This is a genomic window from Fischerella major NIES-592 (assembly GCF_001904645.1).
Classification (GTDB): Bacteria; Cyanobacteriota; Cyanobacteriia; order Cyanobacteriales; family Nostocaceae; genus Fischerella; species Fischerella thermalis.
The window spans coordinates 26,032-51,969 of sequence record NZ_MRCA01000007.1; the positions used below are offsets into that span (position 1 = coordinate 26,032).

A 25,938-nucleotide genomic window follows, 5' to 3' on the forward strand; every position below is an offset into this window, starting at 1 on the left:
GTAGCTTCACTCTCTTAAATCCATAGTAAACGAAATAAATGAATATTATTAATTTTTCCTAGATCTAATAGGACAGATTTAATATGCAAATTAATATTGTAAATTTGATATTGGGTGACTATGGTTAATGTAATATCTCCTCCAGAATTACCTAATAACTATGATTTAGTATTTGCAAATATTAGCAAATCAGTCTTTGATTTAGTCAATTATGAGACGGGAAAAAATGATTTCAAACCTGTATTACCAGAGATTTATCGACCTGAATTTTCTGTTAGTAATCAGAATTTAATTGCAGATTTAAAAACTGATTCTACTAAGACAGATCAGGCGATCGCTCCCAGTGTGCGACCGCAGATTGCACCACCAGAAAACCTGGCTCCAGAAACTTCTCTACCTCAATCAAGCGCAGCCACAGTAACGCCATCGTCGGTACCTTCGATGAAAGAAAATTTTCAGGTTTTCCCTGTAGGTCTAGATTTAGACAAGCGTAATGTCATTAAGAGTGTTTTAGTACGGGGAAAGGAAGATGGAATCGCAGCTGTTGACTTTGAGCAATGGCTCATACCTTATGATGCAATAGTTCAAGCTTTGAACTTGGATGTTAAAGCTTTGCCGGATGGTCTGCAAGAAGTGCGTGCGCCTGGTATTGTAACTCGTATTAATCCTAAACTACTCCGCAATGACCCAAAATTAGGGTTAGTGTTTTCTGTGCAAGATTTGCAAACTTTGTTTGGCGTTCCGGCTGAATTTGATATCAATGATTATACAGTACGCTTACTGCCACCTTGGTTAAAAACTCCAGCACCTGGGGAACTTAGCAACCCCCAAGAACTACCGGTGGAAACGGTGGGACTACCAGAAATTACTCCTCCAGACTTTAGTATTACTGCTGTTGAGCAACGTTTATTTGCTAATGGTTCGGTCAGTAATGCTACTAGTTATCAAGGCAACTTAACAGCAGTTGGTACAGCCTTGGGTGGTAGTTGGTTTATCCGCGCTCACCAACCAAACTTCAAAAATGCTACCACTTGGCAAATTGCTGAAGCTCAATTTCTGCATCAGACAGATTTAGCTGATTATATTCTTGGTTCACAGATACCATTTTGGTTTAGTCACGGAATGGGTGATTATTGGGGTTTTACGACTATTCAGCGCCAAGGATATAAGCCAAAAGAAACTTGGTTAGGTGCAACACCAGATCCGCGTCAGCGCTTACAAGCTGCTGAAATTGGAAGAGTAGTTACAGGTAAAGCAGAACCAGGAACATTGGTACGATTAACGCAAGGTTTTAGCGATCGCCCAATTGCAGAAGTTCTAGTTGATTCTTCTGGTATTTATCGTTTTGAGAATATCCCAGTTGGTGGTCGTTTCCTTGGGAGTAATTACCGCCTTTTACTTTACCCCCAAGGACGACTTACCGAACCACCAGAAATTCAGGATCTGACTTTTTCTACCGCACCGGGACAATTACCAGCTGGTGGGAAGGCGTTGATTATTTCTGGTGGTTTGCGACGGAAATTTTCACTAGATAGCCCTAATCTGTTGGGAGAATTTTCTGATGTGAGAGGGGGTGTGGCTCAACGTTGGGGTTTGTCGGAAAACTTAACTATAGGAATTGGTGGAGTTTACGATGATTCATTTCGGGGGTTGGGAGAAATCTTTTATCAGCCGCAAAATTTACCCTTAACGGTAGCTGTTTCAGCTTTAAGCGGAGATGAAAACAATCATTGGGATGTGAATGCTGATATTCGGTTTGATTTGTCTGCTACTGCACATACCCAATTTTTTAGCGATCGCTTTGGTTATAATTTTAATTTCGATTGGCAAATGTTTCCTTGGCTGGGTTTGCTAGGTGGCTATAAAAGTCGAGATGGTGTATTCGGGGGTTTGGAAATTTCCCATAGTGGTAAAAATTCTTTTACCTTTGCTCGCGCAACTTTAGACAGTCGCAATCACTTCCGATGGAGTTTTTTGCAACGCTGGGGTGATTTGGAATTTACAACTCGTGGTAACGAAGTTGGTTCTCTATCTCAACTCACCTACAATTTTTCTGGGAAAGATCCTTTAGATACAGGACACTCATTAGTCTTAAATTACGAAACTAGTAATTTCCTCACCCAGGAAAATAGTCTAGCTAGTGCGAGTTGGCGTTACCGTTCACCAGCACGCGCTGTTGACGGAAGCTATTTGTGGGAAGCACAACTAGGTTATGGTATCGGTTCCCAAGGTTCGGGAGTAATTGCCAGCTTGGGAACAACAATTATTCCAGGTATGATGCTAAGGGGGCGTTACCAAGGCGTATCTCTGACTTCAGATCAACCTAGTTTTAGGATTGAGTTAGTTTCTAGCTTTGACACCCAAAGAGGAATTAAGCCTGATTCTTCTCGACGTTCTAATTATTTTCGTACCCAAGGTGGTATATTAATTCAACCTTTTTTTGACCGCAATCACAATGGTAAACGGGATGCTCATGAAGCAGTCTATCTCCATAAGCCAGATTTAATGTTTATTCTTAACAATCGTTCTTTAAATTTTTTCGATCCAGAAATTCAAAATCAGGGGGCTTTAGTGCGCTTGTTTCCTGGAAAGTATCGTCTGGATTTAGATCCAGCCGGATTTCCCTTGGACTGGAAAGCAACGACAGACGCTTTGGCTGTGGATGTGGTTGCTGGTAGTTATACAACAGTAGAGTTACCTCTTGTAAAATCTTATACTCGTACGGGAGTTGTAACTGATGCTCAAGGTCAGCCAGTTGCAGGGGTACGGGTAGAAGCGATTCAAACAAGTTCAGGTTTGCGACGATTGTCTGTTACTAATGGTGCAGGAGTTTATTATCTGGAAGGATTGCAGCAAGGAGAATATATTGTGGAAGTTAACGGCAAGTCAGCTTTACCTGGTAATTTGCAGTTAGACGCATCTTCTGAGTCGTTTCAAGAAATTAATCTCCAGCAAAACTAATCATTCCTGCTACTACTACTCTGGTTGAATTGGGTTATCTTTAGGGTTAACTAATCTCAGCAGTTTTTGCTTGATTTGAGTATCGAAAACTTCCCACTTCATTTTCGCATAAGCAGAATTTTCGTTACTGCCTGATAAAAAACCCATGGGAATTTCAAAACCACCGGCGCTAGTGCGTCCACCACCAAAAAATCGACCACTGCTATCTTGTCCAAAGGCTTCTTTGATAAATTCATCAGGGTCTAGAGTCAGTTTAGTGGTTCTCAAGGAACCTACAACTACTTCTAACTCCTCATCTTCATCGTGAACAATCCCGTAAACTACGGCAGTGTGGACGTTTTCTTCCGTGACAAGAAAATCTGCGGCTTGGGGTATGGCGTCTCTGTCATCATAGCGTAGGTAACCTACCCCAGCAATGGAAAAGTTATTTTGGACAATACGGTTTTTGAGCGATCGCTCAATCACATCCATCACCCGTTTGGAACGGTTAGCTTGCAATACAGCGCTCAGGAGCTGGGCGTCATAAAATCTACTTAGGTAACCTGCTGCCATAAAATCTTCTTCTTTGGCTTGCATCAGCAGATTTGTATCTGAACGCAATCCATGCATTAGAGCAGTAGCACATTTAACATGCTGATTGATGCTGTTATCTAAGGGTAGCAACCCTGCCTGTAAATACTGGGTAAAAATTGTTGCTGTAGCTCTTACCGTTGGACGAATATCAATAAATTCTGATTTGAGATCTCCTTGCAAATTGTGATGGTCAATTACTGCCATCAGGGGAATTCCTGCCTGTTGCACTATCGGCACTAATCCAGAGGTAGTACCTTGGTTATCAATTAAGGTATAACCTTGGTAAAAAGACAAATCCTTGCTTTTCAAGGCTGCTACTGAACACCGGATGGCTGGTAAGCCAGTTAACTTGACTAAGGCGATATTTTCTTGGTGGCTGAGAGTGCCGGCATAGACAATCTCACATTTTATATCGTACTGTTGCGCAATTAACTGGTAAGCCCAAGCAGAAGAAAGAGCGTCTGGGTCGGGAAAGTCTTGTAAAATTACCAACTGACGCTCATGACGATGGGCAAGCATTACTTGACGCAATTCTTCTGATTTCTGTAGTGTTACAGAATTGGTACGCTGACCCAGAGGATTGACTCCTTCAGTTGATGCTAGTGTTCCGTTAGACTGCCTGATTTGTGGAACATCTAAAGACTCTTTATCTATTTCTGCCTCATCTGGATTCGGTTCTGGAGTCGGATCTGTCGTCAATGGCAATCTCTCAAACTGAGTAAGGGAAGAATGAAACTGCATAGGAGATAGTTTACTTTGTGTGGCGTGAGATAAGTTCAACAATAAAAACTACAATCAGAAAATCACTGGTTTAGCCACACCATGTCGATCTTCGCAAAAATTAATGAACTTGGGAATGTATATATGGGTCTATTTTTTCTACATTTTTTGGCTGATAACCGAAGGATGCTTAATTGATATATTTGTTGTATCTATTATGTTTTGCAAAATAAAAAACTTTTAACTACTTGCAAGAATACCAAAATGTGTTATGATGACGAGGTTGGTCAAAAACGGCAACAAATCTTTACAAAATATAATGCTAGCTTGTAAAGGGCAATATAGCCAGTAACAAGCCGCTAAACCAACCTAGTCCACAGTTGGTAAACAGCAAAAGCCATAAAAAACTTTTACCGATTGATATCAAATAAAGGTAAATGTTAAAGCCCTATAACATACTTTTGCCACTCCTTGTGTGTTCCAGTTTTTAGGTGCTTTGTAACCTCAAAGTACAAGCTACTGTAAGGTCTCCGAGGTGTGTGGCGTAGAAGCATATGTGCTTCATGAGGGGTACGGCAGCCCTTTTTAACATTGCAGCGGACGCAAGCTGTAACAATGTTTTCCCAAGAATCTCCTCCTCCACGCGATCGCGGTATTACATGGTCTAAAGTCAACTCATCTCCTGTGTAACCACAGTATTGACAAGTATGACCATCCCGATGCAATATATTTCGGCGTGTGAGAGGAATTTCTTTATAGGGAACCCGCACATAATGGCGCAAGCGAATTACCGTTGGAAGCGGAAAATCGGAGTAAAGAAACTTGCCATTGTGCTCTACCCGTTCTGCCTTACCCTTGATTAGCAAAACCGCTGCACGGCGCCAACTCGTGATGTTGAGCGGTTCATAAGAGGCATTGAGTACTAAAACCTTCCCCATTGATGATCGTTCAAGGTATTAGTTTTACATATATTAACACAAATATACTCTGCTTTGGTGATGAGAATAAATTATACTGCTGGATTTGTTGCCAAAATGGAGAGAAAAGCTTGTTTTTTATAACTTAAATTTAGCGATCGCTCCAATAATTCAATATTGGGCTGGTTATTGATTTTATTAATACCGTGCTTAACAACTTTGATTTAATCAAATCCTACTATTAACCCTTGTGCCGTTGACACGATGAGCGGTAAACTTCCTGATTATTCCAGAGTAGCTTTTAGTAATTTGAATAAATATATATAAGCTGAAAGAAAAACAGTGGTGTGATAGGAGTAAACAGGATGTTAAGTCATGAACCATCTCAGAGTGTTGCAGCTGGACTATGCGATACTTATGCTTGGTTTTCGCAGCGTGCTTGGGTGGAAATTGATTTAGTGGCTTTAGCCCACAACGTCCAGCAACTACGCCAGTTCCTATCACCACGTACCCAGCTCATGGCGGTTGTCAAAGCTGATGCTTACGGACACGGAGCAGTCACAGTTGCCCAAACAGCTTTAGAATCAGGGGCAAGTTGGCTTGGTGTTGCCACTGTCCCAGAAGGAATTCAACTACGGGAAGCTGGGGTAAAAGCTCCAATTTTAATATTAGGTGCAACTCACACTCCAGAACAAATTCATGCGATCGCCCATTGGCAACTTCAGCCAACACTATGCAGTCCCAAACAAGCACTTATATTTTCCAATATCCTAGAAGCGAATTCTTATACTTGTGCCATACCTGTCCACATCAAGTTAGACACGGGTATGTCCCGCTTAGGAACCAATTGGCAAGAAGCCAGCGGGTTTGTGCAGCTAGTGCAGAGTTTGCCACATTTAAAAATAGCTAGTATTTATTCGCACTTAGCAACCGCAGATAGTCCTGATCCGACTGTCATGCAACTACAACACCAACGCTTTCAAGAAGCGATCGCTCAAATTAAAGCATTAGGATTAAAACCACCTTGCTTGCACTTGGCAAACTCAGCCGCCACCCTGACCGATAAAGCATTACACTATGATATGGTGCGTGCAGGTTTACTCATTTACGGACTTTACCCAGCCACACATTTGCGATCGCAAATTAACTTGAAACCTGTTTTGCAAGTCAGGGCCAGAGTCACCCAAGTCAAAACCATTGCTGCTGGGACTGGTGTGAGTTACAGTCATCAATTTATTGCCAAGCAAGAAATGCGAATTGCTGTTGTTGGCATTGGTTATGCCGATGGTGTTCCACGCAATCTTTCCAACAAAATGCAGGTATTAATTCGTGGTCAAAGAGTACAACAGATCGGCGCAATTACAATGGATCAACTGATGGTAGATATCAGTGCCTTACCAGATATACAAGAAGGTGAGGTAGTCACCCTACTAGGTCAAGATGGCAAACAACAAATCTCCGCTGATGACTGGGCAAATCAACTAAACACAATTTCTTGGGAAATTCTCTGCGGATTCAAGCATCGATTACCTCGTGTCGGTGTAATTTAGGTTCCCATTGTTTCCATTCAGTTTCCATTCAATTAGTTTTCCCAGCGAGTGGGGAGAATCCTATTTTAAACCGTTACCCAGTAAAATTTCCAGAGCCGATTTCCGAAGTTCAGATAATTTACAGACAAAAACATCTCAATTCCTCCAAACAAAAAGCCTAAAACCCTTATGTACTAAACAACCGAAGTTCACAACACAAAAATAGGCATTTGCAGAATTTGGGCTGAACTTCGGTAGTTGCTCTTAATTCGTAAAAAATTATTGCTATGGACAACCTTTATGCTATGATAGGAAACTGATGCGGATGTGGCGGAATTGGCAGACGCGCTAGATTTAGGTTCTAGTGCCGCGAGGCGTGAAGGTTCAAGTCCTTTCATCCGCATTATAATAAATTAACTAATGACAGTACAAAATTATTTTGTAGGCTTCTTTATTGCAAAGCCGCAAAGCTTACAGGGAATGAGTAAAGAATTCCAGAGTAGGGTGATCCTGATCCTAGCTGTTCTTTAGTAACTGTTCGCCAGAACTATTGTTTAGATATAGCTGAGAATTAGACATTACATTTATTTTTATTGCATAACCTATAGTTACGGATATGCCCAAATGCTAATACTGTTGCTCCTAACGTTGTAGCAATACGTTCACCATCTTCGCTGAGAAGGTTGTGGCCAGCAATTGCAGTTGTGGTCAGAAGCGCCAATCCTAAAACACCAGCGCCAATTACTATTCGGTCTTTATGACGACGACACCCTTGTGTCAAAGCCAACACACTAACGGGAAAGGCAAACCACAGCAGAAGACGGTGAAAACTTTCGCTACCAACAGAAGTAGTTGCTAGTGCAGGAAGGGCAATGAGCAAAATCGGTAAAAATAGACAATGAATTGCACACGTGGTAGAAAGTGCGATCGCAGCTTTATCCATGATCATCTGCATTCTTCTGCTATGCACTTTAATACTCCTTTATGCTGATGATTTTCTATTTATTAATTCGCAAAATTAGCTAAAATTTTGCATCTCGAGCAATATGCATATTCTTAATAAGAATACTCTCATAAAACCGACTAAATATAAAAGTTTTTTTGACACACAAAATCAACTCTCTTTGTAGTTTTGTCGTTTTATTGTTGTCGTTATTAATACTTTATTTTAAATTGTCTACAAAGTTTTGGAAAACCTATGTTGAATAAAATAGTCAGGCGTCTAGTCTGCTAATTATTACTATGACTTCAATCTAACTGATTGCTACGAGTAAAAGATTCTAAAAAGCTCTTAATTGTATGACTTAAAAGTAACAGTAATATTTACATGCTACCCTGTAATATTTATAGCCATACTGCCATCGAAAATATGGTGTTTAAAACAATATTATTTTATGAAAGCAAAACAAATTTTAATCTCTTTATGTATTGTATTTAACAATCTTTATCTGCCCCTATCTAGTTTTTCGTTTTCGTAATTTTTGTAGTGTGGTTCAATCACACTAGCATCTCTGACATGAATACTCAAAAACCCCACCTTAATCCTTGCCTTTGGTTAAACAGAGAAAGTGAATTTAGCTAGTCCTGTTTCTTTTTAGACACGCTTTACCTTATTTTCTGGGACTAAGAGGGGTTTTTCAACTATGCACGCAAGAGGTCTATTTTATGATGCACAGCCACAAACAGATTGACATTGAGTACAGACTTCACCGCTTTGATGGCTGTTTGCACAAGCTTCACAGCAGTAAGGTTTGCCATCTTTGATAATGGCATCCTCTATGGAAACAACACATAGGCAAGAACCACAGGCACATTTTACTTGGCTTACGGTTGTCATAGCCTTAGCTTCTCCTTATTTTTCGTGAGATCATTAAATAATTGGCAAAGCTAGCGATCGCACTGTCTTTGCTCAATCACAATTAAATATCAGTAATAACTGATATCTATGAATAATAAAGCTTTTTAGGACACTTTAATGATTGCTAAAACTAAAATTACCAAAACTCAAACAACTGATCTGAAAGTCAAACTATTTCGAGGTTTATCTGACCACTCACGTATGTCTATTCTTAATACATTGGGTTCTGGTCCGCTGACTGTTAACGAGATTGTTGAGGCTACAGGACTGAGCCAGTCTAATGTATCCAATCACCTTGGATGCTTGCGCTGTTGTGATTTGGTGTTTCGTCAACAGCAAGGGCGTTTTGTATACTATCAACTCAGTGATGAACGCATAGCCAAGCTTCTTGATCTTGCAGATGAATTACTGGCTGATGTGGCTTTAGGTGTAAATAAATGCAACAATTACGGTTGAAGGAAAACCTATTGTCATTTCATCACAGCGATCGCACTCACTCTTGGTTTGGGGGCTAGCTTACCAACTCAAATTTACCGTTATGGGCGTATAATTTTTTCCCTTTCTCGTGCTGGATATTTACCACTGAAATCATAGTTACATTGAATACATACTATTATCTTTTAACACGCAATATATGTCTTTAGTATCGCAAAAATAATTTAGGCAATCACATTTGATTAAAAGATTAAGTTTTTGGGAAAATGTATTAAATAATACTTTTAACCATGTAAAAGGTAATACTAATATATAACGTAAACTAACTAAACCTTTGTCAAAATCATTAAGAATAAAGGCTAAAAAATATTATTGTTAACTAATTGCTTAAGTATCTATACTTAGAAACCGTAAGATTGATTGAGCAGATGATGTTTGATATCATGTCCGACTAGTTGCTTATGATATAAAGCTTGGATACTGATGGGAAAAACCCATAGACGTGCTCATAGGCTTCCCGAAGGCTAGACCCTGCTGGCTCACCTATTACCGACCCTGATGGATAATAGTAAGTGTTCAAGCGGACATAATATGAGTAGCAACACTGAAAATAGCAAGTCTATGTTTGTAATTTCAGTTACTAATGTGACAGCTAAAATTACATAATATTTACTTAAGGGCAAATCGTTTAATCTAGTCTTCACATTTTTTTTGCTTTTTGCCGGAGAATGTTTGTTAATCTCAGTATAAGTGAGTAAAATAACTCTTACTTATAACTTGACGGTGATTTTATTATCAAAATATCAAGCTATCTTACTTTAAATTTAGTTACAAACAGACTCGAATAATTTTGTATTTTTTAATACAAGAAATTAAGTTTTATGCAGTTTTATTGTCCAGAGCTTCTGAATAAATATAGCTTAGACCCATCCAATTGAGCAACAAGTAGAATCACAATGAGCACAAGTCCTATAAGTAGCTACAGATTTTTTCAGAAACTACATCCCCTGTCTCTATTAGCACAGTTAACTAGTAGACGCGCTACGGGCTGCTTGCGAGTATATACTGACACAAATTCTTGGACAATTTATTTAGAAGAAGGAAAACTAACCTACGCCTCTTCTGCTGATAAATTGTTTGAGCGGCTGGATAATCAATTGCGACGTTTAAGCCAACAAATTCCGAATTTATTGAGTGCAAATCGTGTGCAAATGCGATTGATGTTTGACACCAAGAACGACAATCAAGCGATGCCACACGCAGATTATCAAGCTATTTGCTGGTTAGTAAATCAAGACTACATTACTCCTCCGCAAGCAGCTATTTTGATAGATGAATTAGCCAAAGAAGTGCTGGAGTCTTTCTTGACATTAAAACAAGGTAGCTATGAGTTTTATCGTGAAACTCCTTTAGACGAACTACCAAAGTTTTGTCGATTAGATTTACGATTATTAGTAGAACACTGTCAAAAGCAGTTACGAAATAAGCAAGAGCAATATCCAACAGTTAATACTGAAGAAAGTTCCCAAACTTTGCTGAAAACACCATCTCAAAGGAGGGTACAACCTCAAGCTCAGCCTGAGCAACACATAACAAAAGACAATCATAATTTTGAAAATTCAGATAGTATCCTTCATAGCCAGATTCCCTTACAGTCGGCGAAAAGGAGCTTATACACAGTAGCTTGTATTGATGATAGTCCAACAGTTTTAAATTCCATTAGAAATTTTTTGGATGAAAACACGTTTTCAGTTGTAATGATTAACGATCCGGTGAAAGCTTTAATGCAAATTCTCCGCAGCAAACCTGATCTAATTTTACTAGATGTGGAAATGCCAAATCTAGACGGTTATGAACTATGTTCTTTGTTGCGTAGGCATTCAGCTTTTAAAAATACACCTATAATCATGGTGACTGGCAGAACAGGATTTATAGACCGAGCCAAGGCAAAAATGGTAAGGTCATCAGGTTATTTAACTAAGCCATTTACACAATCAGATCTATTAAAAATGGTGTTTAAACATCTTGATTAATTGTGTGTCATCACAAAGAATGTAGTAAAAATTTGACTAAATAATTCTCTAATGATACAGGTCTCCATATCTGTGGAACCAATCTAAAATCAAGCCACGTGACGCCAGGAGCTTTATGCTCTTAACCCGCACACCGCAGTGGCTCCAAAATCCAAAATCTAAAATCTAAAATTGAAAGACTGTTTAGGAGATATAGGAGTGAGTCTAACTTTGCTTGGGACTATTTTGATTGTGGAAGATTCTCCCAGTGAATTGGAACTAATGAGCCACTACCTTAGAGAAAGTGGCTACAACGTTATTAAGACAACTGGTGCAAAAGAAGCATTAGAACAAGCTATTTCACAACAACCAGATGTCATCGTCACGGATGTCGTAATGCCAGGAATGAGTGGATTTGAGTTGTGCCGTTCTCTGAAAAAAAATCCTGCTACTCAAAAAGTGCCAATTGTAATTTGCAGTTCCAAAAATCAAGAAATAGACAGATTATGGGCAATGAGGCAAGGTGCTGATGCTTATTTAACCAAACCTTACACCCGCGAACAGCTTTTGCGTGCAATTAAATCAGTGGCGATTTGAATCAAATGAATAATTCAAAAATTACACTGGCTGCAAAACCAATTGATCATAACCAGGGAGACGGCTATCTCAGGTTTCAACTCAATAAACAAGCCCCAGCAGTTTTACCAATGAGGTATACACAAGAGGCAATTGTTGTACCTGTGGAAAGTATCACCTCTATGCCAAACATGCCCTCCTGCATACTTGGGTTGATGAATTGGCGGAGTCACATAGTTTGGGTAGTTGATCTGCCAAGGATGTTCAATTTAGAATCTTTAGACCATAGATTCCGCCAGTTCAACATCATTATTATTCGGGTAGAATCACTGCTTCTTGGCTTAGTTGTACAAGAGATCAAAGGTACAACTAAATTTATGCCCGATGAAATTCGCTCTCCTGTTGGACAAGTCGCCTCTAGTTTAGTTCCGTATCTGCGTGGGTGCGTTGTGCAACAGAAGGAAGTATTGCTGGTATTAGATGCACAGGCTATTGTCCAATCTTCTATTTTGCATGGTAACTAGGGTGTATTACTACAAGATGGTTTGTTTAGGGTTATTCTCCAACTATTGTGGGACACTATTTTATGTTTAATAAAACGGACGCGGCTAATAGTAGTGATATTGAAAATCGAAAATCAATGCTTCCTTCTCAAAAAGTTAAGGATAGTGTAGTAAAGCTCCCTGATTTGCCCAATAACGATCAAACAGAAACAATATCTCCCTTGAATCGTATCTTTGCTAGTTTTAAACGCTTGAGTTTGGGAACAAAAGCAACAGTACTAGCGATCGCCATAGGTACACTACCAGTATTGGGGATTGGGGTGCTAGCCTATCAAATTACCAAGAACTCTGTCCAAAATAAAGCTTCCCAATTGCAGCAATCTCAAGCTGAAGACTTGGCAGACAAAGTTAACCGTTTTATGGTTGAGCGGTATGGAGATATTCAGTTTATATCTAATCTGCCAATGCTCGTAGATCCTCAAATTCGGGCAAACACTTCCCCTCAAGAAAAACAAGCAATCCTGGATAGAGTCATAGATACCAAAACTGTAGATGGAAGCAGAATTTATGAAAGCATTGCTGTCTATGATTTAAAAGGTGAATTGATTTTGAAATCGCAGGCAGACTCAATTGCGAACGTCAAAAATCGTGACTTTTTTAAGGCAGTACAGCAAAGCGATCGCCCCTATATCAGTCAACCAGAAGTATCACCAACTACAAAGAAAAATAGTATTTTTATTGCCGCACCTGTGAAAGAGAATGGCACAGGCAATACAATTGCTATAGCCAGAGTACGTATGCCTGTAGAACCATTAGAAGATTTGGCAACAAGTTATACAAAAACAGTAGAAGAGTATCTCTTCCTTGATAAATCTGGAAAAATTTTCATAGCGTCAGAATCAGACCATCTAAATAGCAACATCAAAACAGATTACCCAGACGTATACAAATCCCTACAAAAATTCCGAGATCAGACTGTCGTCGGATTAGATCCAGTTCACGGCGATCGCCAGCAGTTGTTGAGCTACGTACCTATTAAACCACTCAAAGGTTTGCCAGATTTGCAATGGGAAGTGCTGCTGGCAACTAATACATCCACAGCATTTGCCGCTCAACAAGAATTATTACTGACTTTTGCCATCGGTACAGGGTTAACAGCGATCATCGTCGCAGCGATCGCAGCCTGGATAGCCAAACGAGCCACAGAACCAATTTTGGAAGCAACAGCAACGGTAGAAAAACTGGGACGGGGCGAACTCAACACCCGTCTGTATTTCCAAGGAGAAGACGAACTCGGAGTCTTGGTTGCCAACATTAACCAAATGGCAGCACAACTAGAAGCTTCACTCAAAGAACAAGAGCAAGATGCAGAGCGAGCCAAATTGCTTGCAGATATTACTTTACGATTACGCAGAAGCCTGAAAGAAGACGATATTTACAAAACAACAGTTAGAGAGGTCCGACAAGCACTGAAAACAGATAGGGTAATAGTTTATAAATTTCACACCGATACCTGGGATGGGGCTGTCGTTGCTGAGGCAGTCAGTAGCAGTTTCCCGAAAATGTTAGGAGTACAAATAGATGATCCTTGTTTTCGAGAACGTCATGTCAATGCTTACAAAGATGGTCGAGTGCGGGCAATTACAAATATTTATCAAGACCCCAATTTGAGTAACCCTGACTGCTATATCAAAATGCTGGAAAGATTTGCAGTCAAAGCGAATTTGATCGCACCAATTGTTCATCAAGAAGAACTAGTGGCTTTATTGATTGCTCATCATTGCGACAGTCCGCGAATTTGGCAACAAACAGAAATTGATTTATTTAAACAGATCGCAACCCAAGTCGGTTACGCACTAGAGCAAGCCAAGTTGCTACAAGAACTAGAAAGCGCCAAGGTAATTGCCGAAAAGTCTACCATAGATGAACGGCAACAAAAAGAAGCTCTGCAAATGCAGCTGTTGGAACTACTTAGCAATGTCGAAGGTGCAGCTAGTGGTGACTTGACAGTACGTGCTGATGTCACTGCTGGTGAAATAGGCACTGTTGCTGACTTTTTCAACTCCATCGTTGAAAGCTTGCGGGATATCGTCACCCAAGTTAAAGTTGCTGCTAACCAAGTAAACCAGGCAATTGGCACCAACTCCGGCGCCATTCACCAACTCGCAGAAGAAGCTTTGGCCCAAGCTGCTGAGATTGACCACACCTTGAATGCAGTTGATCAAATGACAGCATCTATTCAAGCAGTAGCAGACAGCGCCCAACAAGCTGCGATCGTTGCTCAAAACGCTTCAACTACTGCTGCCAAAAGTAGTCAAGCAATGGATATGACAGTGCAAAATATTCTCCACCTCCGGGAAACTGTGGGCGAAACCGCCAAAAAAGTCAAGCGTTTAGGAGAATCTACCCAACAGATTTCCCGCGTCGTGGCATTGATTAATCAGATTTCCATGCAAACCAACTTACTGGCAATCAACGCTGGTATTGAAGCAGCAAGAGCAGGTGAAGAAGGACAAGGATTTGCCGTCGTTGCTGAAGAAGTAGGAGAACTCGCAGCGCGATCTGCAGCCGCAACTAAAGAAATTGAACAAATCGTTGAGAACATCCAACGAGAAACTAGCGAAGTAGTGCAAGCGATGGAAGTAGGAACTGCTCAGGTAGTGGAAGGTACGCGCATTGTTGAAGAAGCAAAAGGCAGTCTCAGTCAAATTTTGGAAGTTTCACGCCAAATTGACGCCCTAGTACAATCAATTTCTACCACCACAGCTTCTGGAGTGGAAACATCACAAATAGTCAGTGAATTGATGAAACAAATCGCCATTATTTCCAAACGCACCAGTGACTCTTCCTTACAAGTTTCTGAATCTCTGCAACAGACTGTGAAGATTTCTCAAAAGTTACAAGAAACTGTGGGTACGTTCAAGGTCAATTAATTTTGTCATTAGTTATTTGTCCGTGGTTATTTGTCCATGACAAATGACTAATGATCGATGACTATTGACTATTAAGCGATAATTCCAAGCAGATTACAAAAAAGCGGATTTATCCGTGGGGTCAATCCAAAATCCAAAATCCAAAATTTCAAATCGGATGACCAAGGACAACAACTATGTCACAGGACAAAGAATTAGAAATTCAGATGCAGTTTCTGGAGGAAGCAACAGATTATCTGAATACACTGGAGGGAATATTATTAGAAATTGAGACAAATCACCGCATAGCTCCAGACAAGATCAATGCTGCCCTCCGAGCTGCCCATTCCATCAAAGGTGGTGCAGGGATGATGGGGTTTCGCTCTCTTTCTGATCTCGCGCACCGTTTAGAAGATTCTTTTAAAGTATTAAAAACTCGAAAAAATTCTTTAGAAATTGATACTGAACTACAAAGTTTATTATTATCTGGAGTTGATTGGCTGCGACAGATAGTCGAACTGCACTCAGAAGGAAATACCGTAGACGAGCAGTGGCTAAGTACTTTTTGTTACCCTGTTTTTGACGAACTGCATCAGATTTTGGGCGATCCGACCCCAGAAGACGCTTCAACCATCCTATCACCGGAAGATGACGGGCAAAATATTATACCCTTACTCTTTGAAACCGAGGTAGAAGGATGCTTGCAACGCTTAGAATCTGTCTTAGCAGATCATCAACAACCTTGCCTGAAAGAAGAACTTGCCATCATGGCAGCAGAGTTGGGTGGCTTGGGCGAAATGCTCCAGCTAGAAGCTTTTACTCAGTTGTGTGAATCAATAGCCCACCACCTAGATACTGCACAAGCAGACGAAATTGAAGAAATTGCCCGCGCCTCCTTAACAGCATGGCGGCGATCGCAAGCCTTAGTATTGACAAATCAACTAGATAGCTTACCAACAGAGCTTGATCTAGAACAAACTTTTATCCAACTATCAACCCAGCCATCTACAACACAAGAATTAACTCCACAGTTTCAACAAACAGCAAGCACAGCAGAAGAGGATGAGATTCTGCAAGCAGAAATTACCGCAGAAACTTGGCTGGACGAAGAAATCATCGCCGCAGACTTTGAAGCCTTAGAAGCAGCCTTTGCTGACGAAAGCAACTCTGTTGCTGATGAGCTAGGTGAGCCTACTCCGATTAATGCCAGAGAAATTCCGGTAACAGATTACAAATTTGTTGAACCCAAACGGGAAGCGATCGCAGCCAACAAAGAGCGCGAAACTCAAGAAAATACTGTCCGAGTCCCTAGCAAGCAGCTCGAGCAAATCAACGACTTATTCGGAGAATTAATCATCCAACGCAACGGGCTAAACTTACAGCTAGAAAGACTACGTAAATTAATTCGCAATCTTAGTCAGCGCGTTCAAAGTCTGGAACGAGAAAATCAAGAACTACGCACAGCCTATGACCGAATCGCAACTCAAGCTGTGATCTCAGCAGAAATACCATCTTTGCCATTGCCAGGGGGAAGTGGCGATCAGCCTGCATTTGACTACGCTTACCAGACACAAGACATAGAAAGCAAGTTTGATGCTTTAGAAATGGATCGTTACAACGACTTAAACCTGCTGTCGCAAGAAGTAATGGAAACAATCGTGCAGGTGCAAGAAGTGACTGCTGACATCCAACTCAGTGTCGATGATACCGATCAAATCGCCAGGAAGCTCAACAAAACCTCCAAGCAGTTACAGAGAAAGCTCACCCAAGTCAGGATGCGCCCTCTATCCGATATTGTCGATCGCTTTCCCCGAGCATTGCGCGACTTATGCGTGGAGTTTGGCAAAAATGTACAGTTAAAAATAGAAGGCGCTAGCACCCTAATTGAACGCAGTATCCTCGAGGCTTTAAATGAGCCATTAATGCACCTAATGCGAAATGCCTTTGATCACGGGATAGAAGATGCTGCCACACGGCGCGCCTGTGGTAAACCAGAACAGGGAACCATCGAAATTAAAGCCACTCATCAAGGTAATCGCACCATCATCACTATTAAAGATGATGGCCGCGGCATTTCCTTAGACAAAATTCGCGCCCGTGCTTTAGCTATGGGCTTAGATGCAACTCTATTAGCCCAAGCCACCGATGAAGAACTACTTTCCCTGATCTTTGAGCCAGGATTTAGTACTAGCGAGCAAGTCACAACTTTATCTGGCCGGGGTGTAGGTATGGATGTAGTTCGCAGTAATCTTAAACATGTACGGGGCGACGTCAAGGTCGATACCGCACCTGGGGTGGGAACTACTTTTACTTTATTAGTGCCATTTACCCTTTCTGTAGCTCGTGTGTTGCTTGTGGAAAGCAACCGTATGCTATTGGCATTCCCCACAGATGCAGTCTCGGAAATATTTCTCCTGCAAAATGAGCATGTTTTCCCGATGGCAGGTAGTGAAGTCATCAACTGGCAAGGAACCATGCTACCGTTGATTCGCCTCAGTCGCTACTTAGAATTTAATTGCTATCGCTATGACAACCCCAACCTAGAAACACCTCCAGCAATTAATGCTGCCAGCGTATTAATTATCGAAGGTAATAATCAACCAATCGCTATCCAAATTGATCGTTGCTGGGGTGAACAAGAAGTCGCTATCCGCCGTGTCGAAGGAAATATTTCTCTACCTGCTGGCTTTAGTAACTGTACAATTCTTGGTGATGGTCGAGTTGTGGCATTAGTCAATGTCAACGAGTTGCTTTATTGGATTGCTGCTAATGACCGTACACCCAGAACTAATCAACTACCATCAGCAAGGTTAAAGACTGTGTTCCTCACTCCGTCTGAGGAAAAAACTCTAGACTCATCAAAAGACCAAAAAGGAACAATCTTAATCGTTGACGATTCTATTAATGTCCGACGCTTTTTGGCCTTAACTTTGGAAAAAGGAGGATATTTAGTAGAACAAGCTAAAGACGGTCAAGATGCTTTAGAAAAATTGCAAAGTGGCTTAAAAGTTCAGGCTGTAATTTGTGATATTGAAATGCCACGCATTGATGGTTATGGGTTTTTAGGCCGGGTCAAATCAAACAATGAATTTAAAAACATACCAGTTGCCATGCTCACCTCTCGTAGTAGCGACAAGCATCGACAACTAGCAATGCAACTAGGTGCAAGAGCGTACTTCTCAAAACCTTACAATGAGCAAGAATTATTGAGAACACTCGAAGAAATTATTTTTCCTTTGGCGGAAGCAAATAAAAACTAAGTTCGGTTAGTGCGAGTAAATAATAATTTCATCTTACAACTGACTGAATAAATAGAAAAACTTTAAAATCTATATTTTTACATTAGACCTCTGGCATAAATTCTCAAAACCCCCTTCATTCTCCCATTTTGCCGGGAAGACAAGGAAAAACTTTTAATATTGGAGGGTTAGGGTGAGATCAAAAGATTTGTGCAAGAGGTCTTTTGTATACTACCGCTCTAATTAATATTTACAACATATTGTTATAATATTGTGTCTGCTTTTCTACCAGTAATAACCTCAAAATTTTCTGTAAACAGAGGATTTAATGGGCTTTTTGTCTATTGCCTAAAATCTAAAAAATGATATAACTTATACTCAAAGCTCAGCAATACTAGTATCTAAACACACAAAGCTTTTATCTGGATTATTCTCTCAAGTTCAACTAGAAAGCAGAATAGACAGTCATGCTGTCAACAAACAAGGGAGTCCATCTAGAGTTTTATGTATAACTGTGTCTACCTACTAGTTAATTGATTTGAGTTATTAATCCAGAAAAATTACTTATGACTAATCCATTTAATACTGCTAGCGAAAGTAAAAATCCCGATTCATCATTTTCTCTATCTCCATCTCAGCTAATGATTGACAGTTCTAGAGTTTCAAAATCAAGCAAGTTTAATATTACCAATTCTCTGCAAAATTATAAATCTTTATTTAAATGGTTTTATAAACTTAGTCTTAATCGTAAACATTTAATTGCTTTAATTAGCTGTGAACTTGTCTCTATTTTAGGTATAGCTGTAAGTACAAAATTATTTATCAATCAAAGTTTACGAACTCAACTAATTGAACAAACTAAATCAGAGTTATTAGTTAGTGAATTTAATTATTATACTAAATTTAATCAAATGAGTTTTGGCTTACGAAGTCCATCAGAAAATGCAGCTATAATCACAGTACTTAATCTGTATAATTCTGGTGAAGGTTTAGATCAGAAATGGCAAACAGTAATTAAACCAATTTTGAAAAATAAAACTCAGACTCTCAATGTAGAGTATGCCACTTTAGTTGGAAAAGACTTAAAAATTATTGCCAATGCGAATGCTAATCGTCAAGGGGAAACTTTTAACCCCAGCAACTTAGTGAAAGAGGCTTTAAAAACTTCTCAAGCAATTAAAGCTACTAGAATAGTTAGTGGATCAGAAATAAGTCGAGAATCTCCACTTATATCAAATAAATTTGGGAAAAAAGATGCTTTAATTCGCTATTTGATAACGCCTATAAAAGACCCCAAAACAAAAGTAGTTATCGGCGCTTTAGTGATTGGTGATATCATGAACAAACAAGATGCGATCGCTAAAGAAACTCTACAAGCATTGCCAGCAGGTTATCATGGAATTTATCTACATAAATCCAATGGAGAATTTACCCTTGTAAGTTCCCAACTACAAGAAGAATCCAATAATTTGCATCAAATCAAACCCCAAATAGAATTACCTCTAGAAAGTAAATCTTTATTATCTGAAGCAGCTGCGGTTAATCCAGGAACAATAGTAACTAAACATGTGGTTTTGGATAACAAAACCTACATTATGGCAGCTAAGGCTTTGCCTAATACAATTCTGGGAGAAGGTAATAGAACTAAAGCTGGTGATCACACACAGCCACTAGCTATTTTAGTACGGGGAATTCCTGAGACATCTCTCAATAACTTATTAACACAAAGTTGGTTACTACAAACGGTTTTAGTTTTTGTAACTTTCGTTTTAATTGGTATTTGGGCATTAATTTTGAAACGTTCAATCAGCAAACCAATTTACGATTTGCAGCAAACCGCTCAAAAATTTACCGCAGGCGATCGCCATATCCGCGCTCAAGTTTTCGCTGATGATGAAATTGGTCAACTAGCTGTCAGTTTCAATCAAATGGCAGACATAATCATACAAGAGTTGCATAGTCAAGAAAACGATACAAAATTTACACAGCAACTCCAGCAAATCACAACTCATATTCGAGAGGTACTTAGTAGTCAAACAGTCCTCAACACCGCAGTATCAGAGCTACGAGATGCCCTACAAAGCGATCGCGTACTTTTTTATCATTTAAATGGACATTGGCAAGGTAATATCATTGCTGAATCAGTTGCTGAGTCTTGGTCAACAGTTTTAGAAGAAAATATTTCTATTCCCTATTTTGGAGAAGAGTATTCTGATGAGTTAGAAATAGGTTCTGTGAAAACAGTCCATAATATCTACGAAAATAATTTAAGTCAATCATACCTCCAACAACTGGAATCCCAAGCAGTCAAAGCATATCTACTCACACCTGTTTTTATTAATAGAAAACTATATGGTCTTTTGGTGACTCATCAGTGTTCCCATGAACGCCATTGGCAAGATAGAGAAATTAATTTATTTAAACAAGTTGGCATTCAAATTGGTTATGCTCTAGAACAGGCAGAACTAATTCAACAAATCGAACAAAGTCATCAAACTGCACAAATATCTTCTTGGGAAGAACAGCAACACAAACAAGCCCTACAAAAGCAACTATTAGAATTACTTGAAGATGTTGAAGGTGTAGTTCGAGGTGACTTGACGGTACGTGTTGATGTGAATGAAGGCGAAATAGGTACAGTTGCCGACTTTTTCAACTCCATTGTTGAAAGTCTACGGGATATTATCATCAAAGTAAAAGTGTCAATCATGCAATTAGATGAAGTGATTGGTAGCAACGAAACAACAATCCGCCATCTTACACAACAAGCACTGACACAAACTACCGAAATTAGCCGCATTGTAGATGCAGTTGCTCAAATGACTGTGGCGATGCAAGCAGTTGCGTCTAGCGCCCAGCAAGCTGCACAAGTTGTTAACACCGCCGCGAACACCGCCACCAAAACTGGAGAAGCGATGGATACAACAGTAGAAAACATCTTGAATTTGCGGGAAATCGTGGGCAAAACAGCCAAGAAAGTTAAACGTTTGGGGCAATCTACCCAAGAGATTTCGCGTGTAGTGGCATTAATTAACGATATTTCCATGCAAACCAACTTGTTAGCTATCAATGCAGGTATTGAAGCAGCACGTATGGGTGAAGAAAGTCAAGGTTTTCTTGTGGTAGCCGAAGAAGTTAGCGAACTAGCTGCGCGTTCAGCACAAGCAACCAAAGAAGTAGCAGAAATTGTTGAAAATATTCAACAGGAAACCAACGAAGTAGTGGAAGCGATGCAAGAGGGAGTGACTCACGTTGTCAAGGGAACACAGGTAGTTGAAGATGCCAAACATAGTCTGAATCAAATCCTAGATGTTTCACGACAAATAGATGCTTTAGTGCAGTCAATTTCCACCGCCACAGTCTATGGAGTCCAGACATCGCAAACAGTCAGCGAATTGATGAAACAAGTTGCTACTACTTCCAAATCAACTAGTGAATCATCTGTGCGAGTTTCTGAGTCTCTACAAAAAACGGCGAGAATTTCCCAACAATTACAGGAAACAGTAGGTACTTTGAAAGTGAATTAAATTGTTGAAAATAGGCAATAGGAAGTTCTTGCCGTTCTACTGTTTCGGTAGACACAAAGTGGCTACATCTTCATCTGCCTCAAATGATCCGAGAGACAATGGAAATAGGAGAATTTTCAATCTAATTGGTGGCAATATCATTGAACAGCGAACCAGTACCCCAAAATTTTTCTAATTCTGAGCGATCGCCGTCTCAAATCTGGCTAGCTTTATTGAGTATAGCATTGGGCTTGATAATGTTTACGCTGGATAGTTCCACGGTCAATATTGCCCTACCTACGATTACAAAAGCTTTCGATACTCACCTGGCTGTCTCTCAATGGGTGATTATCAGTTATCTAATTGTTGTTACTACTGTGATTTTCAGCGCTGCTCGTTTGGGTAATATGCTTGGCAGGCGAAAGTTATTCCAAACTGGGTTAATCCTGTGTACTATCAGTTCATTACTGTGTGGATTAGCACCAGGAATTATTTGGCTGATTGGCTTTCGAGTTTTGCAAGGATGCGGTGCTGTGCTAATTATGGGATTGGGGATGGCAATTATCACTGACTTGTTCGCTCATAGCCCACAATATGGCTTAGCCCTTAATCTTGCAGTGATGACGCTTTCTGTTACCTCTGTTTTAAGCCCAGCAATCGGTGGTTTACTGGTTACGCTTGGTGATTGGCGAGCGATTTTCCTAATTCATCTTCCCATAGGGATAATAGCCATTTTGTTATTCGCTTGGTGTGTTCCGCCTTCCCAAAATAGCCGTAGTCCTCAAGAAAACTTTGATACATTAGGAACAATTCTGCTGGCGTTGGTGATGCTTAATTTTGCCTTAGCGATGAGTGAAGGGCCAAAACAAGGCTTTAATAGTGCGATCGCCCTCATTTTACTGATTACCACCATCATCGGTTTAATTGTTTTTGTTTTGCTTCAATCTCGGATCAGACAACCAATCATTGACTTGTCTTTGTTTCGTAATCACATTCTTAGTATCAAGCTGTTGACTATGGTTGTGGTTTACATAGTCATGGCATCTCGGTTGCTGATCTACCCATTTTTCTTAGAACTAGTTTTACAGTATCCAACTGATCAGGTGGGAATGTTAATGATCACCTTGCCAATCAGTAACGCCATAATTACACCTATATCAAGGCGTTTAGTCGATAAATTTGGTAGTGGTCGTTTGATTCCGATTGGTCTGATTTTGTTAGCATTTGGCTGTATGCTGGCTAGCACCTTTAATACCCAATTAACACCCTTAGGTTACGTACTCACAGATATAGTCATGGGTGCAGGTATAGCGATGTGGCGATCGCCCAACAATGTAGCAACCATGCGTATTAGTCCTCAAAACAAAATTGGTGTAGTTTCGGGATTGTTAAACGAATCATCTCTGCTGGGTCAAACTCTAGGAATTCTCTTTGGATCTGCTTTATTTATCACATTAGCTCTCAGTAATATTAACTTACCTCGTACCACACCACTTGCATCTATGCCACTTCCACCATTAGTCTTTGCTATGCACAGGACTTTTTTGATTTTGGCAACCTTCCTAGGAATTATGCTTGTTGTTAATCTCTTGTTTCAAACAACACACAATTCATCTAATAAAAATCCCGAAGCATTAATTTCTTAATAAAGCTCTTTGAGTTAGAAGAGTATGTTCAGTCTAAAGCTGGTTTATAAGGTTTGATGAAGAAAGGCAGCTATGCTGAAGGCTTAATAAAAATTTATACAAAATCAAACAAAAGTGCTTTCTCATACTTTACGCCAGGAAGGACAACAAAAATATCATCTACTGTAGTACTTTGAAATGTAATGTAGTGAAAATCTATTATCATGCTTGAACCAGCAGAAACCGTAAAAATCTTTCAAAAACAGCCAACAATCAAAAAATTTTCCAGTGGTCAAACTATCTTTACAGATGGTGAAGTCGGGGATTGCATGTATGGCATTTTATCTGGAGAAGTAGAGTTATATGTCGATGGCAAAGTGGTGGAAACTATTCACGCGGGAGATGTATTTGGTATGGGAGCATTGGTTGTACCAGAACAAACCAGAGCATCGACAGCAATTGCGAAAACCGACAGCGAATTAGCTATCTTAGACCGAAGGGGTTTCCTGTTCGCTGTGCAAGAAACACCTATGTTTGCACTACTTGTGATGCGAAGTTACTCAGAGCGTTTGCGTACTTTAAAGCGTTCTATTTAACACATGTTTTCGAGCAATCAGTTATCAGCTGATAACTGGTAAAAGTAACGAACCGCAAAGGACACAAAGAACGCAAAGAAAGAAGTTTAACCGATTTGTCCAGGTTGTTTTACTAGTTATATCGGGTAAACTTTCTCTTCGCGTCTTTGTGGTTGGTTTTTTTAACCCTCAAAATTCAAGACCCCCGACTTTTTAAAAAGTCAGGGATCTGTCCCCTCGCAACCTCTTAGAACTTACGCAGGGTAAATCCGCAGACGCCGATTTGGTTCTTCTCCAAAGCTATGGGACTTTAAGCGGTAGTGTTCTACCAACTCATGCTGCATTTTCCGCACTTGGGGAGAACGGGGCAATAATTCCACCGGTTGTCCTTTGGGAATAACGATATTTTCAACCGCTAATCTAGCTTCTTCTAGGGCGTCAATTTCGTCATCACTGGCGCTGTGGAGAAATAATTGCAGTTCGCGATCATCAGTTACCTCTGGATCATCGATGTTGAGTAATCGCCGCAAGCCACGGGTAATTTGCGGTATAGTACTAGATTTAATCATGTGGATTGGGACTTGCCGGGCTTTGGCCATTTGCCGCAATTTCGCGTGGTTTTTGACGTGCGATCGCAGTGCCAAAATCGCATCAGCACTATCAATATCTTTTGTCAAGACCACCGGTAGATTCAACACCTCTACTACTTGTTCTAATTGACCACGGCTAACACCATAGGGATAAATGTGTAGTGGCAAATCTTCACCATTGGGCCCTGCTAGTTTGCTATCAGCTTCATCAAAGTCACCAAAGTAATTAAAAGATTCATCCAGTAACCGATCAAATTCGTTTTGTCTACTCAGTTTTGGTGGTTCTGTGGTAAGTGGTGGTAATGGTTGCATTTGCCCAGATGATCGCCAGCCGTTTGACTGTCGTGCCGGTAAAAATGATTCTTCTTTGGCGAGAGTTTGGGAACGACCGTTCAAAGGTGTTAACTGACGTGTAATCTTGACTTTGCCACTTTCATCAACGGTTCTCACCTGGGGACTAGGTTGATGCCCTCTGAGTAGACTATCTACTGTATCAGACACACTTTCATGGACTACCCAACGTTGCCGTTCCAGCATTTCTACGGCAATCTCGAAAGTGGGAGGCGCTTTGCGTTCCAATACAGTTTTTTGGCTACCTCTACGTCTTGCTTCATCATCTCCTAATGTCACAGCTTGGATACCACCAACCAAATCCGAAAGGGTGGGGTTTTTGATTAAGTTTTCAATTTGGTTTCCGTGGGCAGTACCTACTAACTGTACACCCCGCTCGGCAATGGTGCGAGCGGCTAAGGCTTCCAGTGCAGTGCCAATTTCATCAATGACAATGACTTCAGGCATATGGTTTTCCACAGCCTCAATCATCACTTGATGTTGTAATTCCGGATGAGCAACTTGCATCCGCCTGGCTTTACCAATTGCTGGATGGGGAACATCACCATCACCAGCGATTTCATTAGAGGTATCAATAATCACCACGCGTTTGTTCAACTCATCCGCCAAAACACGAGCAATTTCCCGTAAGGCAGTGGTTTTACCCACACCCGGCCGTCCCAGCATCAGAATCGATTTACCTGTTTCCACTAAATCGCGAATCATGCCGATGGTTCCAAACACTGCTCGACCGACACGGCAAGTTAAGCCAATAATCTTACCGTTGCGATTACGGATGGCACTGATTCTGTGCAAAGTTTGCTCTATTCCTGCTCGATTATCTCCGCCAAAGTTCCCCACTCGCTGGATGCAATCATCAATGACGTTCTGAGTGACGGGTATTTCACTCAGATACTCGGCTTGATCAGGGAAGCGGGCCTCTGGGCGACGCCCCAGATCTAAAACCACTTCCACTAAACTATCTCGTTGGGGATGCTTCTCTAATATTTGCCGCAGGTCTTGGGGCAAAATATATAACAATTTTTGGAGATCGTCTGTAATCGTCATGCTTATTAT

Annotated in this window: 16 protein-coding genes and 1 tRNA gene; 12 read left to right on the forward strand and 5 right to left on the reverse strand. The window is 40.4% G+C overall.

Annotated elements, in window-relative coordinates; genetic code table 11:
* The first annotated feature begins 120 nt into the window (after window positions 1-120).
* The gene (locus tag NIES592_RS14220) at window positions 121-2,961 is read left to right on the forward strand and encodes a carboxypeptidase-like regulatory domain-containing protein (protein WP_073556088.1); all 2,841 of its coding nucleotides are present in this window, start codon (window positions 121-123) and stop codon (window positions 2,959-2,961) included.
* A gap of 15 nt (window positions 2,962-2,976) precedes the next feature.
* On the opposite strand, the gene NIES592_RS14225 is transcribed toward NIES592_RS14220, so the two are convergent.
* Window positions 2,977-4,275, reverse strand: a complete 1,299-nt coding sequence (locus NIES592_RS14225) for a DHH family phosphoesterase (RefSeq protein ID WP_062247487.1) — start codon at window positions 4,273-4,275, stop codon at window positions 2,977-2,979.
* 419 nt (window positions 4,276-4,694) lie between these two features.
* A complete protein-coding gene (locus NIES592_RS14230; protein WP_009457046.1) occupies window positions 4,695-5,192 on the reverse strand; it encodes an HNH endonuclease in 498 nt (165 codons plus the stop codon).
* Between the two features lie 344 nt (window positions 5,193-5,536).
* On the opposite strand from NIES592_RS14230, the gene alr reads away from it, so the two are divergent.
* On the forward strand, window positions 5,537-6,721 hold the full coding sequence (gene alr, locus NIES592_RS14235; RefSeq protein ID WP_062247489.1) for an alanine racemase: 1,185 nt from the start codon (window positions 5,537-5,539) through the stop codon (window positions 6,719-6,721).
* A gap of 300 nt (window positions 6,722-7,021) precedes the next feature.
* Window positions 7,022-7,103: transfer RNA gene (locus NIES592_RS14240), tRNA-Leu, on the forward strand.
* A gap of 168 nt (window positions 7,104-7,271) precedes the next feature.
* Here NIES592_RS14240 and NIES592_RS14245 read toward each other — a convergent pair.
* Together NIES592_RS14245 and NIES592_RS14250 are read right to left on the reverse strand one after the other, a co-directional pair.
* Window positions 7,272-7,670 (reverse strand): MerC domain-containing protein, encoded by a 399-nt coding sequence (locus NIES592_RS14245; RefSeq protein ID WP_256678141.1) that lies wholly within the window; start codon window positions 7,668-7,670, stop codon window positions 7,272-7,274.
* 693 nt (window positions 7,671-8,363) lie between these two features.
* The gene (locus NIES592_RS14250; RefSeq protein WP_071588125.1) at window positions 8,364-8,537 is read right to left on the reverse strand and encodes a metallothionein; all 174 of its coding nucleotides are present in this window, start codon (window positions 8,535-8,537) and stop codon (window positions 8,364-8,366) included.
* A gap of 138 nt (window positions 8,538-8,675) precedes the next feature.
* On the opposite strand from NIES592_RS14250, the gene NIES592_RS14255 reads away from it, so the two are divergent.
* The 9 genes from NIES592_RS14255 (at window position 8,676) to NIES592_RS14295 (ending at window position 23,962) form a co-directional block, all read left to right on the forward strand.
* Complete coding sequence (locus NIES592_RS14255) at window positions 8,676-9,014, forward strand: ArsR/SmtB family transcription factor (protein ID WP_073556089.1); 339 nt, start codon at window positions 8,676-8,678, stop codon at window positions 9,012-9,014.
* Between the two features lie 935 nt (window positions 9,015-9,949).
* The gene (locus NIES592_RS14260; protein ID WP_062247492.1) at window positions 9,950-11,026 is read left to right on the forward strand and encodes a response regulator; all 1,077 of its coding nucleotides are present in this window, start codon (window positions 9,950-9,952) and stop codon (window positions 11,024-11,026) included.
* A 198-nt stretch (window positions 11,027-11,224) separates the two neighbouring features.
* Entirely contained in the window at window positions 11,225-11,602 is a 378-nt protein-coding gene (locus NIES592_RS14265; RefSeq protein WP_009457039.1) for a response regulator, read from the forward strand.
* A 5-nt stretch (window positions 11,603-11,607) separates the two neighbouring features.
* Window positions 11,608-12,105: a chemotaxis protein CheW gene (locus NIES592_RS14270; protein WP_009457038.1), complete on the forward strand. Its 498-nt coding sequence runs from the start codon at window positions 11,608-11,610 to the stop codon at window positions 12,103-12,105.
* Between the two features lie 62 nt (window positions 12,106-12,167).
* On the forward strand, window positions 12,168-15,017 hold the full coding sequence (locus NIES592_RS14275; RefSeq protein ID WP_062247494.1) for a methyl-accepting chemotaxis protein: 2,850 nt from the start codon (window positions 12,168-12,170) through the stop codon (window positions 15,015-15,017).
* 176 nt (window positions 15,018-15,193) lie between these two features.
* Entirely contained in the window at window positions 15,194-18,256 is a 3,063-nt protein-coding gene (locus tag NIES592_RS14280; protein ID WP_073556090.1) for a hybrid sensor histidine kinase/response regulator, read from the forward strand.
* A 545-nt stretch (window positions 18,257-18,801) separates the two neighbouring features.
* Window positions 18,802-21,762 (forward strand): methyl-accepting chemotaxis protein, encoded by a 2,961-nt coding sequence (locus tag NIES592_RS14285; protein ID WP_073556091.1) that lies wholly within the window; start codon window positions 18,802-18,804, stop codon window positions 21,760-21,762.
* 140 nt (window positions 21,763-21,902) lie between these two features.
* Window positions 21,903-23,387 carry a DHA2 family efflux MFS transporter permease subunit gene (locus NIES592_RS14290; protein WP_256678142.1) on the forward strand — a complete coding sequence of 495 codons (1,485 nt, stop codon included), beginning with the start codon at window positions 21,903-21,905 and terminating at the stop codon, window positions 23,385-23,387.
* 203 nt (window positions 23,388-23,590) lie between these two features.
* Window positions 23,591-23,962: a cyclic nucleotide-binding domain-containing protein gene (locus NIES592_RS14295; protein ID WP_009457029.1), complete on the forward strand. Its 372-nt coding sequence runs from the start codon at window positions 23,591-23,593 to the stop codon at window positions 23,960-23,962.
* Window positions 23,963-24,195: 233 nt separating this feature from the next.
* On the opposite strand, the gene NIES592_RS14300 is transcribed toward NIES592_RS14295, so the two are convergent.
* The gene (locus NIES592_RS14300; RefSeq protein WP_062247501.1) at window positions 24,196-25,929 is read right to left on the reverse strand and encodes a R3H domain-containing nucleic acid-binding protein; all 1,734 of its coding nucleotides are present in this window, start codon (window positions 25,927-25,929) and stop codon (window positions 24,196-24,198) included.
* Window positions 25,930-25,938: the final 9 nt, after the last annotated feature.

Bases quoted from the DNA above. Each gene is read 5' to 3' on its own strand.
- NIES592_RS14250 (WP_071588125.1), bottom strand. From the start codon at position 8,537: ATGACAACCGTAAGCCAAGTAAAATGTGCCTGTGGTTCTTGCCTATGT.
- NIES592_RS14275 (WP_062247494.1), top strand. From the start codon at position 12,168: ATGTTTAATAAAACGGACGCGGCTAATAGTAGTGATATTGAAAATCGA.
- NIES592_RS14255 (WP_073556089.1), top strand. From the start codon at position 8,676: ATGATTGCTAAAACTAAAATTACCAAAACTCAAACAACTGATCTGAAA.
- NIES592_RS14280 (WP_073556090.1), top strand. From the start codon at position 15,194: ATGTCACAGGACAAAGAATTAGAAATTCAGATGCAGTTTCTGGAGGAA.
- NIES592_RS14260 (WP_062247492.1), top strand. From the start codon at position 9,950: ATGAGCACAAGTCCTATAAGTAGCTACAGATTTTTTCAGAAACTACAT.
- NIES592_RS14295 (WP_009457029.1), top strand. From the start codon at position 23,591: ATGCTTGAACCAGCAGAAACCGTAAAAATCTTTCAAAAACAGCCAACA.
- NIES592_RS14270 (WP_009457038.1), top strand. From the start codon at position 11,608: ATGAATAATTCAAAAATTACACTGGCTGCAAAACCAATTGATCATAAC.
- NIES592_RS14300 (WP_062247501.1), bottom strand. From the start codon at position 25,929: ATGACGATTACAGACGATCTCCAAAAATTGTTATATATTTTGCCCCAA.
- NIES592_RS14220 (WP_073556088.1), top strand. From the start codon at position 121: ATGGTTAATGTAATATCTCCTCCAGAATTACCTAATAACTATGATTTA.
- alr (WP_062247489.1), top strand. From the start codon at position 5,537: ATGTTAAGTCATGAACCATCTCAGAGTGTTGCAGCTGGACTATGCGAT.
- NIES592_RS14225 (WP_062247487.1), bottom strand. From the start codon at position 4,275: ATGCAGTTTCATTCTTCCCTTACTCAGTTTGAGAGATTGCCATTGACG.
- NIES592_RS14285 (WP_073556091.1), top strand. From the start codon at position 18,802: ATGACTAATCCATTTAATACTGCTAGCGAAAGTAAAAATCCCGATTCA.
- NIES592_RS14230 (WP_009457046.1), bottom strand. From the start codon at position 5,192: ATGGGGAAGGTTTTAGTACTCAATGCCTCTTATGAACCGCTCAACATC.